Origin of the sequence: Streptomyces sp. NPDC047981 (genome assembly GCF_040653315.1) — a bacterium.
Classification (GTDB): domain Bacteria; phylum Actinomycetota; class Actinomycetes; order Streptomycetales; family Streptomycetaceae; genus Streptomyces.
The window spans coordinates 152,150-171,472 of sequence record NZ_JBEZNQ010000008.1 but is presented as its reverse complement, the minus strand read 5'-3'; the positions used below and the strand labels follow the sequence as shown (position 1 = coordinate 171,472).

23 protein-coding genes are annotated in these 19,323 nt (G+C 73.8%); 13 read left to right on the top strand and 10 right to left on the bottom strand.

Annotated elements, in window-relative coordinates:
• Window positions 1-267: 267 nt before the first annotated feature.
• Both AB0E14_RS07755 and AB0E14_RS07750 read left to right on the top strand, forming a co-directional pair.
• The gene (locus AB0E14_RS07755; protein WP_362413577.1) at window positions 268-858 is read left to right on the top strand and encodes a sigma-70 family RNA polymerase sigma factor; all 591 of its coding nucleotides are present in this window, start codon (window positions 268-270) and stop codon (window positions 856-858) included.
• The gene (locus AB0E14_RS07750; RefSeq protein WP_362413575.1) at window positions 830-1,141 is read left to right on the top strand and encodes a hypothetical protein; all 312 of its coding nucleotides are present in this window, start codon (window positions 830-832) and stop codon (window positions 1,139-1,141) included. Before AB0E14_RS07755 ends, AB0E14_RS07750 begins: the two co-directional genes overlap by 29 nt.
• Before the next feature lie 127 nt (window positions 1,142-1,268).
• Here AB0E14_RS07750 and AB0E14_RS07745 read toward each other — a convergent pair whose 3' ends face one another.
• The 3 genes from AB0E14_RS07745 to AB0E14_RS07735 all read right to left on the bottom strand — a co-directional run bounded on the left by AB0E14_RS07745 (window position 1,269) and on the right by AB0E14_RS07735 (window position 4,209).
• Complete coding sequence (locus AB0E14_RS07745) at window positions 1,269-2,918, bottom strand: acyl-CoA dehydrogenase family protein (protein ID WP_362413573.1); 1,650 nt, start codon at window positions 2,916-2,918, stop codon at window positions 1,269-1,271.
• On the bottom strand, window positions 2,902-3,519 hold the full coding sequence (locus AB0E14_RS07740) for a TetR/AcrR family transcriptional regulator (RefSeq protein ID WP_362413571.1): 618 nt from the start codon (window positions 3,517-3,519) through the stop codon (window positions 2,902-2,904). The genes AB0E14_RS07745 and AB0E14_RS07740 overlap by 17 nt, the downstream gene beginning before the upstream one ends.
• A gap of 105 nt (window positions 3,520-3,624) precedes the next feature.
• The gene (locus tag AB0E14_RS07735; protein ID WP_362413569.1) at window positions 3,625-4,209 is read right to left on the bottom strand and encodes a TMEM165/GDT1 family protein; all 585 of its coding nucleotides are present in this window, start codon (window positions 4,207-4,209) and stop codon (window positions 3,625-3,627) included.
• 300 nt (window positions 4,210-4,509) lie between these two features.
• Here AB0E14_RS07735 and AB0E14_RS07730 point away from each other — a divergent pair, with 300 nt between their 5' ends.
• From AB0E14_RS07730 to AB0E14_RS07720, 3 genes are read left to right on the top strand one after another with little or no spacing between them, the layout of a single operon-like run.
• Window positions 4,510-5,133, top strand: a complete 624-nt coding sequence (locus AB0E14_RS07730) for a TetR/AcrR family transcriptional regulator (RefSeq protein WP_362413566.1) — start codon at window positions 4,510-4,512, stop codon at window positions 5,131-5,133.
• Window positions 5,130-6,599 carry an MFS transporter gene (locus AB0E14_RS07725; protein ID WP_362413564.1) on the top strand — a complete coding sequence of 490 codons (1,470 nt, stop codon included), beginning with the start codon at window positions 5,130-5,132 and terminating at the stop codon, window positions 6,597-6,599. Before AB0E14_RS07730 ends, AB0E14_RS07725 begins: the two co-directional genes overlap by 4 nt.
• 58 nt (window positions 6,600-6,657) lie before the next feature.
• On the top strand, window positions 6,658-7,761 hold the full coding sequence (locus AB0E14_RS07720) for a PP2C family protein-serine/threonine phosphatase (RefSeq protein WP_362413562.1): 1,104 nt from the start codon (window positions 6,658-6,660) through the stop codon (window positions 7,759-7,761).
• 45 nt (window positions 7,762-7,806) lie between these two features.
• On the opposite strand, the gene AB0E14_RS07715 is transcribed toward AB0E14_RS07720, so the two are convergent.
• Together AB0E14_RS07715 and AB0E14_RS07710 are read right to left on the bottom strand one after the other, a co-directional pair.
• Window positions 7,807-8,655, bottom strand: a complete 849-nt coding sequence (locus tag AB0E14_RS07715) for a hypothetical protein (RefSeq protein WP_362413560.1) — start codon at window positions 8,653-8,655, stop codon at window positions 7,807-7,809.
• 293 nt (window positions 8,656-8,948) lie between these two features.
• Window positions 8,949-9,353, bottom strand: coding sequence for a cupin domain-containing protein (locus AB0E14_RS07710; RefSeq protein WP_362413558.1), 405 nt, complete (start codon window positions 9,351-9,353; stop codon window positions 8,949-8,951).
• Window positions 9,354-9,423: 70 nt separating this feature from the next.
• Between AB0E14_RS07710 and AB0E14_RS07705 the strand changes: the two genes are divergently transcribed.
• On the top strand, window positions 9,424-10,425 hold the full coding sequence (locus tag AB0E14_RS07705) for a helix-turn-helix domain-containing protein (RefSeq protein WP_362413556.1): 1,002 nt from the start codon (window positions 9,424-9,426) through the stop codon (window positions 10,423-10,425).
• Window positions 10,426-10,445: 20 nt separating this feature from the next.
• Here the strand turns inward: AB0E14_RS07705 and AB0E14_RS07700 are convergent, their stop codons facing one another.
• Entirely contained in the window at window positions 10,446-11,030 is a 585-nt protein-coding gene (locus tag AB0E14_RS07700) for a nucleosidase (protein ID WP_362413554.1), read from the bottom strand.
• Window positions 11,031-11,109: 79 nt separating this feature from the next.
• On the opposite strand from AB0E14_RS07700, the gene AB0E14_RS07695 reads away from it, so the two are divergent.
• A complete protein-coding gene (locus AB0E14_RS07695) occupies window positions 11,110-11,313 on the top strand; it encodes a cold-shock protein (RefSeq protein WP_362413552.1) in 204 nt (67 codons plus the stop codon).
• A gap of 24 nt (window positions 11,314-11,337) precedes the next feature.
• On the opposite strand, the gene AB0E14_RS07690 is transcribed toward AB0E14_RS07695, so the two are convergent.
• From AB0E14_RS07690 to AB0E14_RS07680, 3 genes are all read right to left on the bottom strand, one after another.
• A complete protein-coding gene (locus tag AB0E14_RS07690) occupies window positions 11,338-11,706 on the bottom strand; it encodes a hypothetical protein (RefSeq protein WP_362413550.1) in 369 nt (122 codons plus the stop codon).
• Between the two features lie 82 nt (window positions 11,707-11,788).
• Window positions 11,789-13,177, bottom strand: a complete 1,389-nt coding sequence (locus tag AB0E14_RS07685; RefSeq protein ID WP_362413548.1) for a VWA domain-containing protein — start codon at window positions 13,175-13,177, stop codon at window positions 11,789-11,791.
• The gene (locus AB0E14_RS07680) at window positions 13,174-14,043 is read right to left on the bottom strand and encodes a MoxR family ATPase (protein WP_362413546.1); all 870 of its coding nucleotides are present in this window, start codon (window positions 14,041-14,043) and stop codon (window positions 13,174-13,176) included. The genes AB0E14_RS07685 and AB0E14_RS07680 overlap by 4 nt, the downstream gene beginning before the upstream one ends.
• A gap of 296 nt (window positions 14,044-14,339) precedes the next feature.
• Here AB0E14_RS07680 and AB0E14_RS07675 point away from each other — a divergent pair, with 296 nt between their 5' ends.
• The gene (locus AB0E14_RS07675; RefSeq protein ID WP_362413544.1) at window positions 14,340-15,539 is read left to right on the top strand and encodes a PP2C family protein-serine/threonine phosphatase; all 1,200 of its coding nucleotides are present in this window, start codon (window positions 14,340-14,342) and stop codon (window positions 15,537-15,539) included.
• Between the two features lie 195 nt (window positions 15,540-15,734).
• Window positions 15,735-16,103, top strand: coding sequence for a luciferase family protein (locus tag AB0E14_RS07670; protein WP_362413542.1), 369 nt, complete (start codon window positions 15,735-15,737; stop codon window positions 16,101-16,103).
• A 7-nt stretch (window positions 16,104-16,110) separates the two neighbouring features.
• Here AB0E14_RS07670 and AB0E14_RS07665 read toward each other — a convergent pair whose 3' ends face one another.
• Complete coding sequence (locus AB0E14_RS07665; RefSeq protein ID WP_362413540.1) at window positions 16,111-16,599, bottom strand: PaaI family thioesterase; 489 nt, start codon at window positions 16,597-16,599, stop codon at window positions 16,111-16,113.
• A 227-nt stretch (window positions 16,600-16,826) separates the two neighbouring features.
• Here AB0E14_RS07665 and AB0E14_RS07660 point away from each other — a divergent pair, with 227 nt between their 5' ends.
• From AB0E14_RS07660 to AB0E14_RS07645, 4 genes are all read left to right on the top strand, one after another.
• Entirely contained in the window at window positions 16,827-17,708 is an 882-nt protein-coding gene (locus AB0E14_RS07660) for a YhjD/YihY/BrkB family envelope integrity protein (RefSeq protein WP_362413538.1), read from the top strand.
• 130 nt (window positions 17,709-17,838) lie between these two features.
• On the top strand, window positions 17,839-18,339 hold the full coding sequence (locus tag AB0E14_RS07655) for an NUDIX domain-containing protein (RefSeq protein ID WP_362413536.1): 501 nt from the start codon (window positions 17,839-17,841) through the stop codon (window positions 18,337-18,339).
• 175 nt (window positions 18,340-18,514) lie between these two features.
• Window positions 18,515-18,733, top strand: a complete 219-nt coding sequence (locus tag AB0E14_RS07650) for a hypothetical protein (RefSeq protein WP_362413534.1) — start codon at window positions 18,515-18,517, stop codon at window positions 18,731-18,733.
• 57 nt (window positions 18,734-18,790) lie between these two features.
• Window positions 18,791-19,288, top strand: a complete 498-nt coding sequence (locus AB0E14_RS07645; protein WP_362413532.1) for a peptidylprolyl isomerase — start codon at window positions 18,791-18,793, stop codon at window positions 19,286-19,288.
• Window positions 19,289-19,323: the final 35 nt, after the last annotated feature.

Here is a 19,323-nt window from a genome sequence, read left to right as displayed (position 1 = left end):
GGGGACGGTGTGGGCGGGGGCCGCGTCGCCGACGCCGCCCGAACGCGGCGGCGCCCGCGCTCTGCCCGTCCGGCGGGCGAAGCGCCGCGTCGAGTTCTTCGGGCGGAGGCCGAATCCTTTCCGGGGGACCGAGCCTCCTATACATGTGCCGACGATCGTCGGCACATGACGAGGAGGTCTTCATGATCGTGGGTATCGCCATCGCCGTCGGAGCCGTGCTCCTCTGCACCTGCGGCTACGTCGCCGTGCGCAAGTGGAGGCAAGCCCGTGGCTGACTCCACCTGGCCCGGTGAGCGGTTGATCGTCGCCGCCCAGCGCGGCGACGTCGACGCGATCACCGCGCTGGTGTCGGGTTCGCACCCGAACGTGCGGCGGTTCGCCCGTTCGCTCTGCGCCACGCCCGAGGACGCCGAGGACGCGGCGCAGGAAGCCCTGATCATCCTGTACCGCAAGATCGGGATGCTACGGGCGTCCGGTGCGCTGGCGTCGTGGATGTTCCGGATCGTCCGCAACGAGTGCCTGCGGCGTGCGCGGACGATGCGGAGCCACGCGCCGCTGCCCGACGCCGATGCGGACGCACCCGTCCGCTCGGCCGAGGAGGTGGTGCTCCAGCGCCTGGAGGAGGGCAGGGTGGCGGCCGCCGTCGCCGCGCTCCCCACCGAGCAGCGCCAGGTGCTGATCATGCGGGACATCCAGGGCTACAGCGGACGCATGGTCGCCGACGCCCTGGGTCTCAGCACCGCCGCGATGAAGTCGCGACTCCACCGCGCCCGCACCGCGGTGCAGCGGTCCCTCCGTGCCACACCCGCCCCCGAGCCTGGAGACACCCATGCCGAACACGCATGCCGACGGCCCTGACTTCGCCAGTTCCTCCCTGCTCAGGCACCTGGTCCGGGGCGTGATCGGCTTCGGCGGCCTGATCGGCGCGCTCGCGCTGCTCCCGGTCACCGGCCCGATCAGCCTGCTGCTCCTGCCCGTCGGCGTACTGGCCCTGCGCGGCTGCCCGATGTGCTGGACCATCGGCCTGCTGCAGACCGTGTCGCGGGGCAGGCTGCGGCGCTCCTGTCAGGACGGGCAGTGCACGCTGACCGTCGCCGACCGGGACCTCACCGGGCACCCGACCCCGACGGTCTCGCGGTAGCGCGGGGGTGCGGCACAGAGCGGTGAACTCCGGGGAGCCGGCCGCGGCTCGGGAAGCCACGGCCGGGTCGCCGCCCCCGCCGCGTCACCGCTGTCCTCAGGCCGCCCCCCCCGCGTCACCCCCGTCCTCAGGCCGTCCGCGGCGCGGCGCGGTCGATGATCGACGCCGTGTCCAGGCCGGGAGGCAGCGTGCCGAACGCGATGCCCCAGTCGCTGTCCAGGCGCGAGGCGCAGAAGGCGTCGGCCACCGCCGGGTGGCCGTGCCGGACGAGCAGCGAGCCCTGCAGGACCAGGGCCATGCGCTCGACGAGGCGCCGCGCGCGGTACTGCACGGCCGCCGGGTCGTCGCCGAGGTCGGCGAGGTCCTTCCGGAGCCGGGCGGTGGCCGCGTCGAGACGGTGGTCGGCACCCGAGGCGCGGTCGACCTCCGCGAAGAAGGCCTCCACCGCCTGCGGCTGCCGCCCCATCGCGCGCAGCACGTCGAGCGCGGCCACATTGCCCGAGCCCTCCCAGATCGAGGGCAACGGCGACTCGCGGTACAGCCGGGGCAGGCCCGAGTCCTCGACGTAGCCGTTGCCGCCCAAGCACTCCAGCGCCTCGGCCGCGTGCGCGGGAGCGCGCTTGCACACCCAGTACTTGGTGACCGCGAGCCCGATCCGGCGCAGCAGCTCCTCGTCCGCGTCACCGGCCGCCGCCCGGTCCACCGCGCCGGCGAGCCGCAGCCCCGCGACCGTCGCCGCCTCCGCCTCCACCGCCAGGTCGGCGAGGACGTTGGTCATGAGGGGCTGGTCGATCAGCCGCGCCCCGAACGCGCTGCGGTGCGTCGCGTGGTGCACCGCCTGGACGAGCCCCTGACGCATCCCGGACGCCGAACTGACCGCACAGTCCAGCCGGGTCATGTTGACCATCCGGATGATGGTCGCGACCCCCCGGCCCTCCTCGCCGACGAGGCGGCCGAGCGCGCCCTCGTACTCGATCTCCGACGAGGCGTTGGAGCGGTTGCCGAGCTTGTCCTTCAGCCGCTGCAGCCGGATCGCGTTGCGCGTGCCGTCGGGCAGCACCCGGGGCACGAGGAAGCAGGACAGTCCCCCCGGCGCCTGGGCAAGCGTGAGGAAGACGTCCGACATCGGCGCCGACGTGAACCACTTGTGGCCGGTGAGTGCGTAGAAGCCGTCCTCACCGGTCGGCACCGCCCGCGTCGTGTTCGCGCGGACGTCCGAGCCGCCCTGCTTCTCGGTCATCGACATCCCGGCGATGATCCCGGCCTTCGACGTCGGCTCGCGCAGCCCGAAGTCGTAGACGGGGGAGGACAGCAGCGGTTCGTACACCTCCGCAAGTCCCGGCTCGGCGCGCAGGGCGGGCACCGCCGCGTACGTCATCGAGATCGGACACAGGTGCCCGGGATCGGCCTGGCCCCACACGAACACCTTCGCCGCCCGCGCGACGTGCGCGCCGGGGCGCCCGTCGCGCCAGGGCGCCCCGTGCAGCCCGTGCCGCACGGCGACGGTCATCAGCTCGTGCCAGTACGGGTGGAACTCGACCTCGTCGACGCGGTGGCCGTACCGGTCGTGGGTGTGCAGCACGGGGGAGTGCCGCTCGGCGAGCCGCCCCCACTCCTGGGCCTCCTCGCCGCCCGCCCGTACACCCAGTTCGCGCACCTCGGCCTCGGCCCAGCCCGCGCCCTCGCGGCGCAGCGCCTCCAGCAGGGCCGGGTCGGCCGACACGTCGTGACCGGTCAGCGGCGGGACTTGGTTGGTGACCTCATGCGTGGGCGGCATCGGGAACTCCCAGGGCTCTCAGGGTGAAGGTGACCAGGGCGGGTACGGTCTCGGGCCCCACCGTGCCCTCCGCGAGCGGACCGACGAGCGCCTCCGCGCCCGCCCCGACCAGCGCGGACGCGGTGAGCAGGGCGTCCTGCGGCGGAAGCCGGCCGGACCGCACGCCCTCGGCGATCCGCTCGGCGAAGACATCGCGGAACGCCCGCCGGAAGACCAGCCGTTCCGCGTCCACGGCAGGGTCCACCGGCTCGGCCAGCAGGGCGTAGGCGAGCCGGGGGGACTTCAGGGCGCGTTGGGCGAACGTCTCGATGACGGCGACGACCCGCTCGGCCGGCCCCGCGTGCTCGGGGCGGCCGGCGGCCTCGGCCACGGCGGCCACCTCGCGCGAGACGACGGTGCGGAAGAGCTCCACGGCCAGCTCGGCCTTGCTCGGGAAGTGGTGGTAGACGCTGCCGGTCGCGATCCCGGCGCGGGCGGCGACGGCGGCCATCGTGCAGCCCGCGTACCCGTGCTCGGCGAGCAGCCCGAGCGCCGCGTCCACGACGGTGGCACGCCGGTCGTCGAGCCGGGCCTGGACCGCGGGGGTGCGTCGGTAGGGCATGAAAGAAGTGAAGCAGTGATTCATTGCTTCAACAAGGGGCCGGAGACAACGCGAAGCGCCCCCGGATCCAGTGATCCGAGGGCGCTTCGACGCGGGCATGTGCGGTCAGCCGACGAAGATCTCCGTGAGCGACCAGACGGCAAGGGCCGCCATGCAGAGGCCGCCGATGCGCTGGACGGTCTTCAGCGGGACGCGCTTGGCGATGAACCGGCCCGCGACCAGGGCGAGGGCCGAGACGCTCATCAGGGCGGCGGCGGAGCCGATCGCCGTGGACCAGGTGCCGTTGGTGGCGGCGAGGTTGGCCGTGGTGATCTGCGTCAGGTCACCCCACTCGCTGATGAACACGGCCATGAACGCGGTCGAGTAGACCGGCCAGAAGCCGGTCACGGTCGCGCCGCCGGCCTCGTCCGCCTCGTCGTCGTCCCCGCCGCGCAGCAGCATGAACGCGCCGAAGCCGAACATCAGGGCCGAGACGAGCTTGACGGTCCAGTCGGGCAGCAGCCCGATGAGGCTGCCGGCGCCCACGGCGATGGCCACGTGCACGACGAACGCGGTCGAGGTGCCGAACCAGACGTACAGCGGACGCATGCGCGTGCCCATGGCGAGGGACGCGAACATCGTCTTGTCGGGCAGCTCGGCGAGGAAGATCAGGCCGAAGGCCGTGAGGATCGCCAAGAAGTCGAGGTGCATCTACCGGGGGCTCTCTGCTCGTTCCGGGCCCGGGATCCGCACGGCACCACGGTGGGCGACGGGAAGAACCACTCGGCCCGGCATGACGGACCACGCCCACGGAACGCGGACATGGCGAATGCCTGGCCGAAGGTCTCGCCCGTCCGTGCTGTTCGCAGGGACCCGGTCACCGGGAACCCGAGGGCTCCAGTGTGTCGACGACCGGTTCGCAGGGCTACTCCCCTTCGCTGTCGAACAGTGTAGCGGAGGGTCGTGTCGATCTTCGTAGACAGTGTCTACGGATGCTGGTAGACAGGGCGCATGACTGAGGAGACACAGGAAGCGGTGAGCGGGCCCGAGGCCGGGGTGCGCGACCGGCTGGTCGACGCCGGGGTCGAGCTGGTGCACGCGGAAGGCGCGCAGGCGCTGTCCCTGCGGGAGATCGCCCGGCGCGCCGGGGTCTCCCACGGGGCGCCGCGCCGGTACTTCCCGACCCACCTCGACCTGCTGTCGGCCATCGCCCGCGAGGGCTTCGGGGAACTCGCGGACCGGGTGGCGGCCGCGGTGGGGGAGGAGGCGGAAGGGCGCGCCGGCGCGCGGGCCCAGCTCGACACCCTCGCCCGGGTCCACCTCGACTTCGCGTCGAGGCGGCGCGGGATGTACGAGCTGATGTTCCGGCACGACCTGCTGGAGAGCGGCAGGCTCGGGCTGCGCGAGTCGAGCCTGCCGCTCTTCGAGCTCCTCGGCCGGCTCGTGGCCCGCGCCCGCCCGGAGGCCGCGGACGAGCCGGCCGTCGTCGCGGCCGCGCTCTGGTCGAACCTGCACGGCATCGCCCAGCTCCGGGCCTGGGGGAGCCTGCGGCTCGCCCTGCGCACGGACGACGTGGAGCCGCTCCTGCGGGCCGTCCTCGACGCGCACCTCGGCCCGGCGGAGAGTGCACGGTGATACGGCGACGTCGGGCGACCCTCGCCTGCAGCGTCCTCGGCGCGGCCGTCGTGGCCCTCGACGGCACGGTGCTGACGATGGCCCTCCCCACGCTCCAGCGCGATCTGGGCGCGGACTTCGGCCAGGTCCAGTGGACCAGCACCGGGTATCTCGTCGCGGTGGCGAGCCTCCTCGTCTTCGCCGGCCGACTGGGCGACGCGTACGGCCACCGCCGGCTCTTCGTCCTCGGCACGCTCGGCTTCGCGGCGACCTCGGCCGCGATCGCCCTCGCCCCGGGGATCGGCTGGGTGATCGCCCTGCGGGTCCTCCAGGGGGTGGCGGGGGCGCTCCTGCAGCCGGCCACCCTGGGCATGCTCCGCGCGGCCTTCCCGCCCGACCGCCTCGCCATGCCGATCGCCCTCCGTATGAGCGCGATCGGCCTCGCGGCCGCCGCGGGCCCGCTCGTGGGCGGCGCCCTGGTCGCGGCCTGGGGCTGGCGCTCGGTCTTCGTCCTGACGGCCGTACCCGCCCTGGCCGTCGCCGTCCTGGCAGCCGTCACCCCGACCCCGCGCGCCGTCGCCGTCCTGGCAGCCGTCACCGCGACCCCGCGGACCACGGAGGCGGCGGCCGCCCCCGACGATCCGCCGCAGCCCCGCGGGGCGGCCTCCGGTCTCCCTTCGCTCGACCTGCCCGGGGCCCTGCTGCTCGCCGTCACGCTCGCCGGCCTGGTCCACGTGCTCGTCGCGGTCCCCGAGTCGGGCCTGAGCACGACGACCGCCCTCGCCCTCGCCGCCGCCGTCACGGCCGCAGCGGTCCTCGCGCGGCACGAGCGGCGCGCCGCCCGTCCGCTGCTCCCGCCCGCGCTCCTGCGGTCCCGGCCCGTCCTGGCGGGACTCGCCACCCTGCTGGCCTCGTCGGCCGCGCTGTTCGGCGCGCTGTTCGTGGCGACGTACCTGCTGCAGGACGTCCGCGGGCTCGACCCGCTGACCTGCGGCCTGTGGGTGCTGCCGCTTGCCGTGCTCATGGTGCTCGGCGCGCCCGCCGCCGCCGTGCTGCAGCGCCGCTTCGGGCCGCGCCGCACGACGGCCGCGGGAGCCGCACTGCTCACCGTCGGTGTGCTCCTGCTCTCCCGGCTCGACGAGACGGCGGGGGCGCATGAGACCGGTGCCTGCTTCGCCCTGCTCGGCGCCGGCTTCGGCACGGTCATGACCACGGCGACCGCCGCCGTCGTGCACCGCGCACCCGTGGCCGACGCGGGCGTCGCCGGCGGGCTCCAGCAGACCGCCATGAACGTGGGCCCCGCGCTCGGTGTAGCCGCCGCGACCCTGCTGATGACCGCCGGCGCGCCCGCGGGCTCCGTCCCCGCGACGGGCACGACGTTCCTGGCCCTGGCCGCCGTCGCCGCCCTCGGCGCCGCCGCGGCGCTCGGCCTGCCCGGACACGACGCGGCCGCGAAGTCCCCGGAGAGGCCCGTTCCCGTGCCCTGACACGCCAGCGCGGCGGCGGCACCGGGGCGGCGCCGTTCCTGCCTCGTACGATCGCGCAATGACCTCCCGTGAGCCCGGCGGCCCCACCCTGCGCCGCTCGCGCGCGCAGATCGGCGTCGGCCGGGCGCTGCCGATCCTGGTCATGGTCCTCACGGTGGTCGCCGACCTCGTCTCCGCGAACGAGGAGCGCTACGACCGGCTCCTGGCCGCCGCGCCGGCGCTCGCCGCCGTCACCTGGAGCGTCCGCGGGACCGTCGTCATCGGCGTGGCCGCCATGGTGCTCGGCGTGCTCCTGGGGACGACCAGCGGTGACCCCTTCGTCCCCGACATCACCGCGAACGAGTCGGCGCTCGGGGTGGTGACCGCGGTCGCCGCCTGGGTCAGCAGCGCCAGGACGCGCTACGAACGGGACCTGCGCGAGGTCACCGCCGTCGCGGAGGTCGTCCAGCGCGTCGTCCTGCGTCCCCTCGCGCCCCGGCTCGGTCCCGTCGACCTCCATCTGCTCTACGTCGCGGCCGCGGCCAAGGCCCGCATCGGCGGCGACTTCTACGAGGCCGTGCAGGTGCCCGGAGCCGTACGCCTGATGCTGGGCGACGTCCAGGGCAAGGGGCTGGGCGCCGTGGAGACCGCGTCGGTCCTGCTCGGCTCCTTCCGCGCCGCCGTCAACGACGCCCCCGATCTGCCCGCCCTGGCCGACCGCCTGGAGGAGGGCCTCGGCCGCTACGGCGCCTGGGACCCCGACACGGACGCGGCCGAACGCTTCGCCACCGTCGTGCTCGTCGAGATCCCCGACGACGGAGCCGTCGCCCGCCTCCTCAGCTGCGGTCATCCCGCGCCGCTGCTCCAGCACAACGGCCGGGTACGCCTCGTCTCCTTCGCCGACCCTTCCCTGCCGGTCAACCTCTCGGGGCTCCTCGACGCCCGCCACCGCGTCGAGGAGATTCCCTTCGTGTCGGGGGACCGGCTGCTCCTGTACACCGACGGGGTGAGCGAGACCCGCGACAGGAACGGCGCCTTCTACCCCCTGCAGGAGCGGATGAGCCGGTGGGTGGACGAGCCCGGCGAGCGCGTCCCCGCCCTGCTCCACCGCGAACTGGACGCCTACGGCGCCCACGGCGTCGACGACGACGTCGCCGCCATGCTCGTCGTGCGCCGCTCCTAGGCCGTGACCGGTCCTGATCCAGCCGGACAGGCCCGGTCCGCCGTCTCAGTCCGCCGGGACCGACTCGTACAGCACCGTGTGGAAGCGGCCCGCCGCCTCCCGGCCGGTCGGGTCCGCGCCCAGCGCCCGCACGGCCTCCACGGCGAAGCGCTGCTCGCCAGGGTCGGTGAACAGCCGCTGCGGATAGGTCCGTGAAGGGTCGTGGTCGGTCCGCAGCCCGTGCGTCGCCAGGCAGTCGGCGATCGGGCGGTACGACACCGTCCGCAGGACGAACGCGCTCACCCGCAGCGGTCGCCCCGCCCAGCCGAGGAGCGCGTCGAACGTGCGCCGGGTGAGATAGCTGCCGCCCCCGGTCAGCGTGATCAGGCCGACGTCGGCCATCGCCGCGCGCAGCCCGGGGCTCGGTTGCGCGCCCTCCTCCAGGTTCTCCGCGAACGCGTCGTCCAGGAGCCCGACCGCGCGTGCGTACCGCACGGCGTTGTCCGCGACGTCCAGACCGATGACCGGGGCGGCGTCGCTCCGGCGTCGCGACGCGTAGAACTCCTTGTCCTGTACGGCGAGTTCGGCCGACGTCAGGGAGCTCACCGCGGGGTCGGTGTAGCGCGCGTACAGCTCGGCCAGCGTGACGTCGTGATTCAGCAGAGCCGCGTTGATCCCGTACGAACAGCACAGGTCGAGCACCGTCCCGCCGTCCCGCTCGGCCGCCGCGCGCCGGAAGGCCGGCCGGGCCCGCTGCGGGATCTCGTACTCCAGCGGCGCGAGCCGCCGGAAGTACGCGCGTGGGTCGGGCCGGTCGTAGACGTCCTCGAAGCGGGTCTTGCCCCCCGTGCCGTCCCCGCCCCCGGTGAGGTCCCCGTCCCCCGTGCCGGACCACCCTGTGCCGGACTCGCTCATGCGTCCCGCCTCCCTCCAAGGCCCCAGGTGGGCATCGTGCGCGGAACGCGACCCGGCGCCCCCGTCCTCATCGGGGGCGCACGGGCGCACCACCCGCGTCGGGGAGCGGCCGCCGGACGGTGCCCATGCCTCCAGGATGGTCCCGGCATCGGCCAAGCGGCGAGGAGGGTCGGCGGCCACGCGCGCGTGGGCACGGGAGCCGCCGGTCCGAAACGTGGAAATCAGGGCAAGGGGTGTCGTCGGCGACGGCTGCGGCGCGGCGTGCGCCCGCGCCGCGCACCGGTGGCTCGGGCTCACACCTCCAGCACGTGCCCTGTCGTCGCGTCCACGTGGTCGGGGACGGCGTCGTGGCGGTCGCCGACGGAGAGGGTGCCCGTCGGCTCGAAGAGCAGCAGGGACGCGCCGGAGGGGGCGTACGGGCGGTGCTCCACGCCCTTGGGGACGGTGAAGGCCGAGCTCCGGGGGAGGGTCACCGTCCGCTCCGTGCCGTCCTCGCGCAGCGCGATGTGCAGCTCGCCCTCGATCACCAGGAAGAACTCGTCCGTGTCGTCATGGGCGTGCCACACGTGCTCGCCCGCGACCTTGGCCACGCGCACGTCGTAGTCGTTCACGCGCGTCAGGATGCGCGGGCTCCACAGGTCCTCGAAGGACGCGAACGCGGCGGCGAGGGCGACGGGAGCGGAGGAAGCGCTGGTCACAGCGGGATTCTGGGTCATGCGGCCATCCTGCGCCGGGCCCGCCCTCCGGCGTGAGTGCTAGAAATAGCGTATGTCGCAAGGATCCTCGCAGCAGGGCGCCCACCGCGTCGTCGTCATCGTCGACGAGAACTCCAATCCCTTCGAACTGGGCTGTGCCACCGAGGTCTTCGGTCTGCGCCGGCCCGAACTCGGACGCGACCTCTACGACTTCCGGCTCTGCTCGCCCGAGCCCCGCACCCTCATGCGCGACGGCTTCTTCACCCTCACCGGAGTCGCCGGACTCGACGCGGCCGACACCGCCGACACGCTCATCGTCCCCAACCGGCCGGACGTCGAGGTGCCCCGCCGCCGCGCCGTGCTCGACGCCGTCCGCCGGGCCCACGCGCGCGGAGCACGGCTGATCGGCTTCTGCAGCGGCGCCTTCACCCTGGCCGAGGCCGGGGTCCTCGACGGCCGGCGCGCCACCGCCCACTGGCAGTGGGCCGACGCCTTCCGCGCCCGCTTCCCCTCCGTACGCCTCGAACCGGACGTCCTGTTCGTCGACGACGGAGACATCCTCACCGCCGCGGGCAGCGCCGCGGCGCTGGACCTCGGACTCCACGTCGTGCGCCGCGACCACGGCGCCGAGGCCGCCAACGCGGTGAGCCGACGCCTCGTCTTCGCCGCCCACCGGGACGGCGGGCAGCGGCAGTTCGTCGAGCGGCCGGTCCCCGAGATCCCGGACGAGTCCCTCGCCCCGCTGCTCGCCTGGGCCCAGGAGCGCCTCGGCTCCCCGCTCACCGTCGCGGACCTGGCGGCTCGCGCGGCGGTCAGCCCGGCCACGCTGCACCGCCGCTTCCGCGCCCAGCTCGGCACCACGCCCCTTGCCTGGCTGACCGGCGAGCGGGTGACGCTCGCCTGCCGGCTGATCGAACGCGGCGAGACCCGCTTCGACGTCGTCGCCCGCGCCAGCGGCCTCGGCACCGCCGCCCATCTGCGTGCCCTGATGAACCGCGAGACGGGCCTCTCCCCGTCGGCCTACCGCCGGCGCTTCGGCCCGGCGGCGTCACCCACGGCCGCGCCTCGCCCCTGACCGCTCCGCACCGTCACCGTTCACGAGCGGTACGGCGTGTTCTCCTCCGCCCACTCCGCGAGCGCCCGCGCGCACTCCGCCACGGACTCCCGCCAGGTCCTGGCCGCACCGTCGCCCGCCTCGTCGCTGACGTGCTTGACGATCCTGATCGGAACCCCGAACAGCCCGGCGGCGGTCGCGAGGGCGTAGCCCTCCATGTCGACCAGCGCGGCGCGCGCGGCGAGCCGGGCCCGGGCGGCCTCGTCGGAGATGAAGGCGTCACCGGTGGCCAGGGTCACCTCACCGCCGTCCGGCAGGACGAGCGGCGCCCCGTAGGTCTCGCCCGTCAGCGTGGCGAGCAGCTCGCCGTCCAGATCGTGCTGGATGACCGTGCCGACCACATGGGTCCCGGTCCACCCCGGACGCAGCGCGCCCGCGGTCCCCAGGTTGACGACACCGGACGGGCGCGGGCCGCGCCCCAGCGCGGTGGCGAGCGCGGTCGCCGCGTTGACCTTCCCCATGCCGGTCAGCAGGACCGGCAGATCCGTGTCCAGGAACTGGGCCTCCTCCTTGACGGCGAGGACGAGCAGGGGCCGGTCGGCGGCGATGTCTCCGATGAGTTCCATGGCCGCCACGCTACCCGCCGGGACTTCCCGCCCGTGCCGAGAGACCATGGAGATGTAGTCCAGAGCCGAGGAGCTCGTCATGGCAACCGGAACAGTCAAGTGGTTCAACGCGGAGAAGGGCTTCGGCTTCATCGAGCAGGACGGCGGTGGCCCGGACGTGTTCGTCCACTACTCGGCCATCGCCAGCACCGGCTACCGCGAACTCACCGAGGGCCAGAAGGTCACCTTCGACGTCGTCCAGGGCCCCAAGGGCCCCCAGGCCGAGAACGTCACCCCCGGCTGACCTTCGGGAGCGCCCGCAGGCGCCTCACCCCAGCAGATCCGTGGGGACGTGCGGGCGCAGTTCCCCGAGCGCCCGGTCCGGATCGGGGTCGGAGACGGCCAGCCGGCGGAAGGGCGCGTCACCGCGGAGTTCGACGCAGACCACGGACGTGCCGGGCTTCACCACGGCGAAGTCCCGGCCGTCCGGCAGGACACGGACGCCCACGCACAGCCGGTCGGGGATCCACAGCCCCCGTCCGCGCCGCCCGCGCAGCGCCCGCCACCAGTCCGGCTCGACCCGCACCTCCCGCAGGGCGCTCACCGGCACCCGGACGGGCCCACGGCGCGCGGCGAGCCGCTCGCGCGCGGTCAGCCGGACCACGATGTCGGCGCCGTCCACCGTCACCCGTGCCATCACGCCTCACCGCCCGTCTCCCCGCCCTCCGTGCCGCACTGCCTCCATGGTCGGGCCGGCGCCGGGGAGCCGCCAGACGGCGTCACACGGGCAGCAGGCGGCCGATCAGCTCACCGAGCTGCCGGGCGTCGCGGCAGGGGCGCATGTCGACCAGCTCGGCGTAGGCGAGGGCGACCGAGTCGCCCGTCGACCACAGGGCGGGCTGCTCGGGGTTGAGCCAGTGGACGCGGCGGGCCCGGTCGGCGATCGTCCTCAGCGCCGGAAGGTTCGGGTCGCTCATGTTCGTCCGCGCGTCGCCCAGGACGAACACCGCCGTGCGCGGGCCGACGGCGTCCGCGTACCGCTCCACGAACTCGCCCAGGGCCGTCCCGTAGTCGCTCTGCCCGTGCCAGCCCGTCACCACGGCCTCCTCGAGGATGCGCGCGCCGAGACCGGTCGGGTCCGCCGCGCCCCGCGCGATCAGGTCGGTCACCTCGTCGACCCGGTTGACGAAGGCGAACACCCGCACCCGGCTGAACTGGTCGTGCAGCGCCTGCACCAGGAGCATCGTGAAGCTCGCGAACCCCGCGACCGAACCCGACACGTCGCACAGCAGGACGAGTTCGGGGCGGGCGGGTCGCCGGCGCCGCAGCACCGGCCGCATCGGTACGCCACCGGTCGACAGCGAGCCCCGCAGCGTGCGCCGCAGATCGATCCGCCCGCGCGCGGCGCGCCGACGCCGGGCCGCGAGCCGGGTCGCGAGCTTGCGCGCCAGCGGCCGCACCGTGGTGCGCAGCTCGTCGAGCTGGGCCCGGCCCGCGAGCAGGAAGTCGACGCTGTCCGGTGTGCCCGCCACCGCGCGCCGCGCGACCCGGTCCCGGCCCTGCCGCTCGGCGACCCGGCGCCTGGCCTCCGTCCGTACCCGTTCGCGGAAGGCCTCGATCCGCCGCCGGATCTCGTCGTCCGTCAGCCGGTCGGTGAACGTCTCCTCCCCGCCTTCGGCCTCCCGGCGCATGGCCCGTACGCGAGCGAGCAGCGTCTCGGGGCGCAGCCGGGCGAGCGTCTGGTACGAGGACCAGCCGTCCGAGCCCGGCGCGGCGCCGTAGCCGCCGAGTCCGCCCACCGCCTCGCCCGCAAGCCGGGTCAGCGCCGAGCCGTCGTCGGCGGCCAGGGCGGCGGCGAGCCGCTCCCGCAAGGAGGCCGTGTCGAACGCCCCCGCGCTGTCCGGCGTGGACGGATCGCCGTCCGGGTGCGCCGTGGTCAGCGGGAAGTACAGGTCGAAGACGCGGTCGAAGAGCGGCCTGTGCCCCGCCGCGTGGAGCAGCGTCGCCGCTAGCGCCTCCCGGATCCGCTCCCGGTCGGCGAACCCGACCGCCTCCAGGGCGTGGCCCGCGTCCACGCTCTCGCCCGTGCCGATCGACAGACCGTGCGCGCGCAGCGCGTGCACCAGGCCGGTGAGCCGGTCCGCCACCCCGTCCTCAGGCGTGGTCACACCGCGTCCAGGTCGAGCTTGGCGGCCGCCTTCTGGATGTCGTCCTGATGCTTGAGGATCACGCCCAGGCTGTCGCGCACCACCGTCTCGTCCAGCGCGTCCGCGCCGAGCGCGAGCAGGGTCCTGGCCCAGTCGACGGTCTCCGCCACCGAGGGAGCCTTGCGCAGGTCCATCGCGCGCAGCGCGCCGACCACCCTGACGACCGACGCCGTCAGCGCCGCGCCGAGCCCCGGAACCTTGGAGGACACGATCCGGCGCTCCAGCTCCTCCTCGGGGAAGCCGATGTGCAGGAAGAGGCAGCGGCGGCGCAGGGCCTCGGACAGTTCGCGGCCCGCGTTGGAGGTGAGGACGACGAAGGGGCGCCGGGTCGCGGTGATCGTGCCCAGCTCGGGGACGGTGATCTGGAAGTCGCTCAGCACCTCCAGCAGGAGCCCCTCCACCTCGATGTCCGCCTTGTCCATCTCGTCGACGAGCAGCACGGTCGGCTCGGCGGAGCGGATGGCGGTGAGGAGCGGCCGGGGGAGCAGGAACTCCTCGCTGAAGATGTCCGTGCGGGTCTCGTCCCAGGTCTCGTCGCGCCCCGCCGTGATCCGCAGCAGTTGTTTGGCGTGGTTCCACTCGTACAGGGCACGGGACTCGTCCACGCCCTCGTAGCACTGGAGCCGTACGAGCCGGGCGCCGGCGACCTCGGCGACGGCCTTCGCGAGCTCGGTCTTGCCGACCCCGGCCGGGCCCTCCACGAGGAGCGGCTTGCCCAGCCGGTCGGCGAGGAAGACGGTGGTCGCGACGGCGGGCGATGCCAGGTAGCCGGTGGCGGCGAGCCGCTCGGTCACGTCGTCGACGGAGCTGAAGTACCCGGTCGTCATCGTTGTCTCCCCCGGAGCCTCGACATCCTGTACTGGCGAGTAGCCATGTGCGTACTGGATCAGCTCGCACCTCGCTCCACAACCGTCAGGACCGCGAGTGCGGCCAAGCTCACGGGGGATTTCGTGAAGATCGGACGGGAGTGCCGTCGCGGCGTAGCGTGGGGCGCAAAGATCTGGCTACGGGATCACGGAATGTGATGGACTCCTGGTCCGGCCGGTGTGGCGGGCGGGCCGGGCACCCCGCTGGTCCAATGGATGTGTGCGCTGCTCGGGGCCGAGGCGGCGGTGGAGGTGTCTTGTCGGAGCGAGCGGGGGAACAGGCCTCCCTGGTCGAGGAGCACGTGGCGGTCCAGGCCCGGCTGAGAGCCGTGACGGACGCGATCGAGGAGATCGGGAAGCACTCCGACGAACAGGGCGTCTGTGAGGACCTGGCCCGGTTCCTCTGCCGACACGGGTTCGACGCAGCGGCCGTGGACGTCCGCCCCGAGGACGGGCCCGGCCGGCTGCGCGCGGCGGTGGCCGGCGACCCGAAGCTGGTCGACCTGGCCGACCCCGCCGACGAGGCCGCCGAGCCCCTCGTGTACGCCGACATGGCCCCCGGAGGCATCCCCGTCCAGGTGGTGGCCGCGCCTCTGGAGTCCCAGGGACGGGCGATCGGACACGTGCGCGCCGTCAGCGCCCGGGCCGACCCCCTCGGCGAGCACGCGACCGCCACGGTCCGCGACGCGGCGCGGCTCGCCGCCGTCCACCTGGGCCACGCCCGCCGCCTCGCCGCCACCGAGCGGACGGCCTTCCACCTCCAGCAGGCCCTGGTCGCCGAGCCCGGCCGCCCGCACCCCAACCTGGAGGTCGCCGGCCGCTATCTGCCGGTCGGCGCCCGCACCCTGGTGGGCGGCGACTGGTTCGAGAGCGTACGGCTCCACTTCGGCCGCAGCCTGCTCGTCGTCGGCGACGTGATGGGCCACGGCCTCGACGCGGCCGTCGACATGAACGCGTACCGGACCGCGCTGCGCGACGTGGCCTCCACCGACCTGCCGCCGCACCGCGTGCTCCGCCAGCTCGACTCCGTCGTCGCCGACGACGGCGGGCTGCGCCCCGCCACCTGCCTGCTCGTCCAGGTCGATCCGGCGCGCGGCTCCGCCACCTTCGCCAGCGCCGGCCATCTGCCGCCCGCCGTCTTCTCCGCGGACGGCTCCGCCGAACTCGTCCAACTCCCCGTCGGCCCGCCCCTGGGCACCGGCGTCGGCGGCTACGAACCCGTCACCCGCGCGCTCGCCCCCGCCGACACGCTCGTCCTGTTCACCGACGGCTTGGTCGAGCGGCGTGGCGAGGACATCGACGTCTCCCTCGCCCGGCTGTCCTCCCTTCGGGTGCACCCGGCATCCGGACCCGAGGAACTCGTCGAGGAGGTCCTGCAGCGGCTCGACGCCCACCACGCCGAGGACGACGTCGCCGTCCTCGCCGCCCGGATCCGCGAACGCCCCGCCACCCCGTGAACGCCCGGTGAACCGGTGAACGGCCCGCCCTGCGGCCGCTCGTCGGCGCCCTGACCCCCACCCCCCGTCGCGCAAGGGGCTTTTGGGGCGGTGTAGGCGCCCTGCGTCACCCCGGGCAGGCCTGTTTCACGCCTCGGCGCGATTAATCGCGCAAGGCGCTTGTGCACGGCGCGCACTCCCGGCACGCTCCTGGGTATGAACACCGCCCGGCACGCCAGTGAACGTCTGATGAGCTGGCCCTCGCTGGCCCCCGGCCGCGCCCAGTGCGGCGCCGAGCTCGGTCTGCACACCGCGACGCACGACATCGTCCACTTCCACGGCGAGCACGAGGCGGACGTCCACCTCACCCGCGCCATGATCGCCAAACTGCGCCCGGCGCTCCTCGGGTCGAGCGCCGTCCGCCTGCGCGCGGGCTCCGGCTGGGTGACCGTCCGGCTCGACATGGGCTCCGACATCGACCTGCTCGCGACGCTCGTGAGCGCCGCGCTGCAGGCCTCCACCGGCCACCCGGACACGGCGCCGGACGGCTGCACGCGCTCCTGCCTCGCCTCCGCTCGGATCTGAGCGCTCGTCACTCCGTCGGGAACAGCATGCACGTGCTCGTGGCATGCCCCAGGAGCCGGTCCGAGGAGTCGTAGAGACCCGCCTCGGCGAGTGCCGTGCGCCGCCCCCGACTGATGACCGCGCCGATCGCGCGGACCTTGCCCGTGTCCACCGTGATCGGGCGCAGGAAGCGGGTCGACAGGTCGAGCGAGGTGTACGCCATGCCGTGCGGGAGCGTGGAGTGCACCGCGCACCCGGCGGCCGAGTCGAGCAGCGTGGCGTACACGCCCCCGTGCACACTGCCGATCGGGTTGTAGTGCTGCTCGGCCGGTTCGAATCCGAAGACGGCCCGGCCGTCCTCGACCTCCTCCAACGCGAAGCCCAGCAGGGAGCCGAGCGGGGCGGGCGGCAGCCGCCCGGCCACGATCTCCCGCAGGAAGTCGAGCCCCGCCATCGTCCCCGCCGCCTTCGCGGTGGCGGAGGCGTCCTCCCACTCGACCGTGCGTGACCGCTTCATGCCCACTCCACTCCTCACCCCGAAGCCATCGCCGGACCCGACCCTCGACCTCCACTCGAGCCTCACCCTGAGGCTGAGCCCGAGGTTCACTCCCGACACCCGCGTCGTACGCCAACGCCAAGATCGACGCTAGACCTCCCCGGCACACCCTGTCCACGACGGCCGGCGCCCCCCGTTCGGCGGCATGCGGGAGGGGTCCCACCGCCCGGGCGGGTACGTCCCGTGGCATGCCCCCCACTTCCGGTGCGCCCCACGACGGTGCCCCCGCCGAGCACGGCCACTGGTTCCAGAGGCTTCACCGGACCGTCCTCACGTCCGTCGTCGGGCTCGCCTGGAACCGAGGCCGCGAGGTGGAGCTCATGCACCGCGCGATGGGTTTCGCGGCGCTCAGCCTCCTCACCCTCGTGCCACTGCTCATCGTCGTCGCCGCCGCCGACCTCGCCAGCGGCGCCGGCTTCGCCCGCTGGCTCATCCAGGGGCTCGGCGTCTCGGAGGTGTCGCAGGAGGAGGTCGAGATGCTCTTCGGCACGCCGGGGGAGGCGCTGCAGCGCACCACCGCCTTCGGTCTCGCCGCCCTCGCCGCGTTCGGCGTCACCTTCGGGTCGGCCGTCCAGACCGGCTACGAACGGGTCTGGGACCTGCCCACCGCCCGCTGGCACACCATGTGGCGCCACGTCGTCTGGCTCGCCGTCCTGGTCGCCGCCCTGCTCCTCTTCGTCGCCGCCCCCGTCCCCGCCGAGTCCTCGACCTTCGTGACCTTCGCCGTGGCCGTCGCCGACGTCGTCGGCGCCTTCCTCTTCTTCTGGTGGTCGCAGCGCTTCCTCCTCTGCGGCCGGATCCGCTGGCGCGCGCTGGCCCCGGGGGCGCTGTGCACGGCCCTGGGACTGTTCGGGCTGCGGATCTTCTCCCAGTTCGTGTTCTCGCCGCTGATCGCCTCCAACGCGGTCACCTACGGCCCGTTCGGCACCGTCCTCGTCCTCCAGTCCTGGCTCGTCGGCGTCGGCTTCGTGGTCTACGGCGGCGCCCTCGTCGGGCGCCTGATCCACGAGCACCTGGTCCTGCGCCGCATCGACCGGCTCCCGGCCGAACTGCCCGGCGACGCCCCCTGAGCCGGGGCGGCTTCGGATTCGTGACCCCGTGATCACACGATCCGGTGGACATGATCGTCGCGGGCGGGGCCGGGCACGCCCGCCCGGTTGGATGGAGGTTCCACCCGCCCCGTCGAAGGAGAGCCGACCCATGGCGAACACCTGGCTGCCGCCCGCCGAGTACATCGCGACGCTGCCGAGGGCGACGGCGTACGCCTGCCTGTACTTCACCGACACCGCGGGCCGGCCCTTCCAGCTGCGCGCCACCTACTCCACCGAGCTCTGGCAGTGGCCCGGCGGCAACATGGACCCGGGGGAGACCCCCTGGCAGACCGCCGTCCGCGAGTGCCACGAGGAGACCGGGATCGTCTTCCGGGGCGAACCGAAGCTCCTCGGCACTCACTTCGTCTCCGACCGGGGCGACGACTGGCCGGCCAACCACATCGGCTTCATCTTCGACGGCGGAGTCCTGACGGACGAACAGCTCGCGGGCGTCGTCCTCGACCCCGAGGAGCACAGCGAGTTCCGCGTGCGGACCATGACCGAGTGGGAGCGGGAGATGACACCGAGGAACTTCGCCCGGCTCGCCGAGATCGACGGTGCCCGGCGCTCCGGCACGACGGTGTACGTGGAGACGGGCACCGACCTCTGAGCGTGCCCGGCGGGCGGCCGCGCGCGGGCGCGGCCGCTGCGACGGCCCCTGTACGGGGCCCACGCGCGCGGCGGACCGTTCCGGGGCGCACGTGCGCGTGGCCCGCGCTCCCGGTGAATCCGATCACCCGACCCGGAGGCCGTAACCCCGGAGCGTCTCAGCAGTTGACCAGGGCATGAAGAAGCGCAGCATGCTCGCCATCGCCTCCCTCGCCGCCGGTGTCGTCACGGCCCTCGTGACCCCGCCGCCCCACGCCTCCGCCGCCGATCACAGCGCGGCAGGACCCACCGGGCTCCTGCAGAACGACAACCCGATCGCTCCGCTCGTGGACGGTGCCGTGCCCCTGGTCGGCGAGGCGCTCCCCCAGACGCCGGACATCGGCGGGGTGGCCTGACCCCCGGACGGGCAGCCCGTGCGCGCGCGGTCTGAGGGGGAATGACAGGATGTCCTCATGAGCAACAACGTGTACTTCGACATCACGATCAACGACGAGCCCGCAGGTCGGATCGTCTTCCAGCTGTTCGACGAGGTCGTTCCCAAGACGGCCACGAACTTCCGCGAGCTTGCCACCGGCAAGCACGGCTTCGGCTACGCCGGTTCCTCGTTCCACCGCGTCATCCCGGCGTTCATGCTCCAGGGCGGCGACTTCACCCGCGGCGACGGCACCGGTGGCAAGAGCGTCTACGGCGAGAAGTTCGAGGACGAGAACTTCAAGCTGAAGCACGACCGGCCGTACCTGCTGTCCATGGCCAACGCGGGCCGCAACACCAACGGCTCCCAGTTCTTCATCACGACCATCGTGACCGACTGGCTCGACGGCAAGCACGTCGTCTTCGGCGAGGTCGTCGAGGGCCAGGACCTGGTCAAGAAGATCGAGGGCCTCGGCTCGGCCTCCGGCCGCACCAGCGCCAAGATCTCCATCGCCGAGTCCGGCGTCATCGAGGGCTGAGCAGCACCCCTCCGCACGACCGCCCCCGTCGCCAC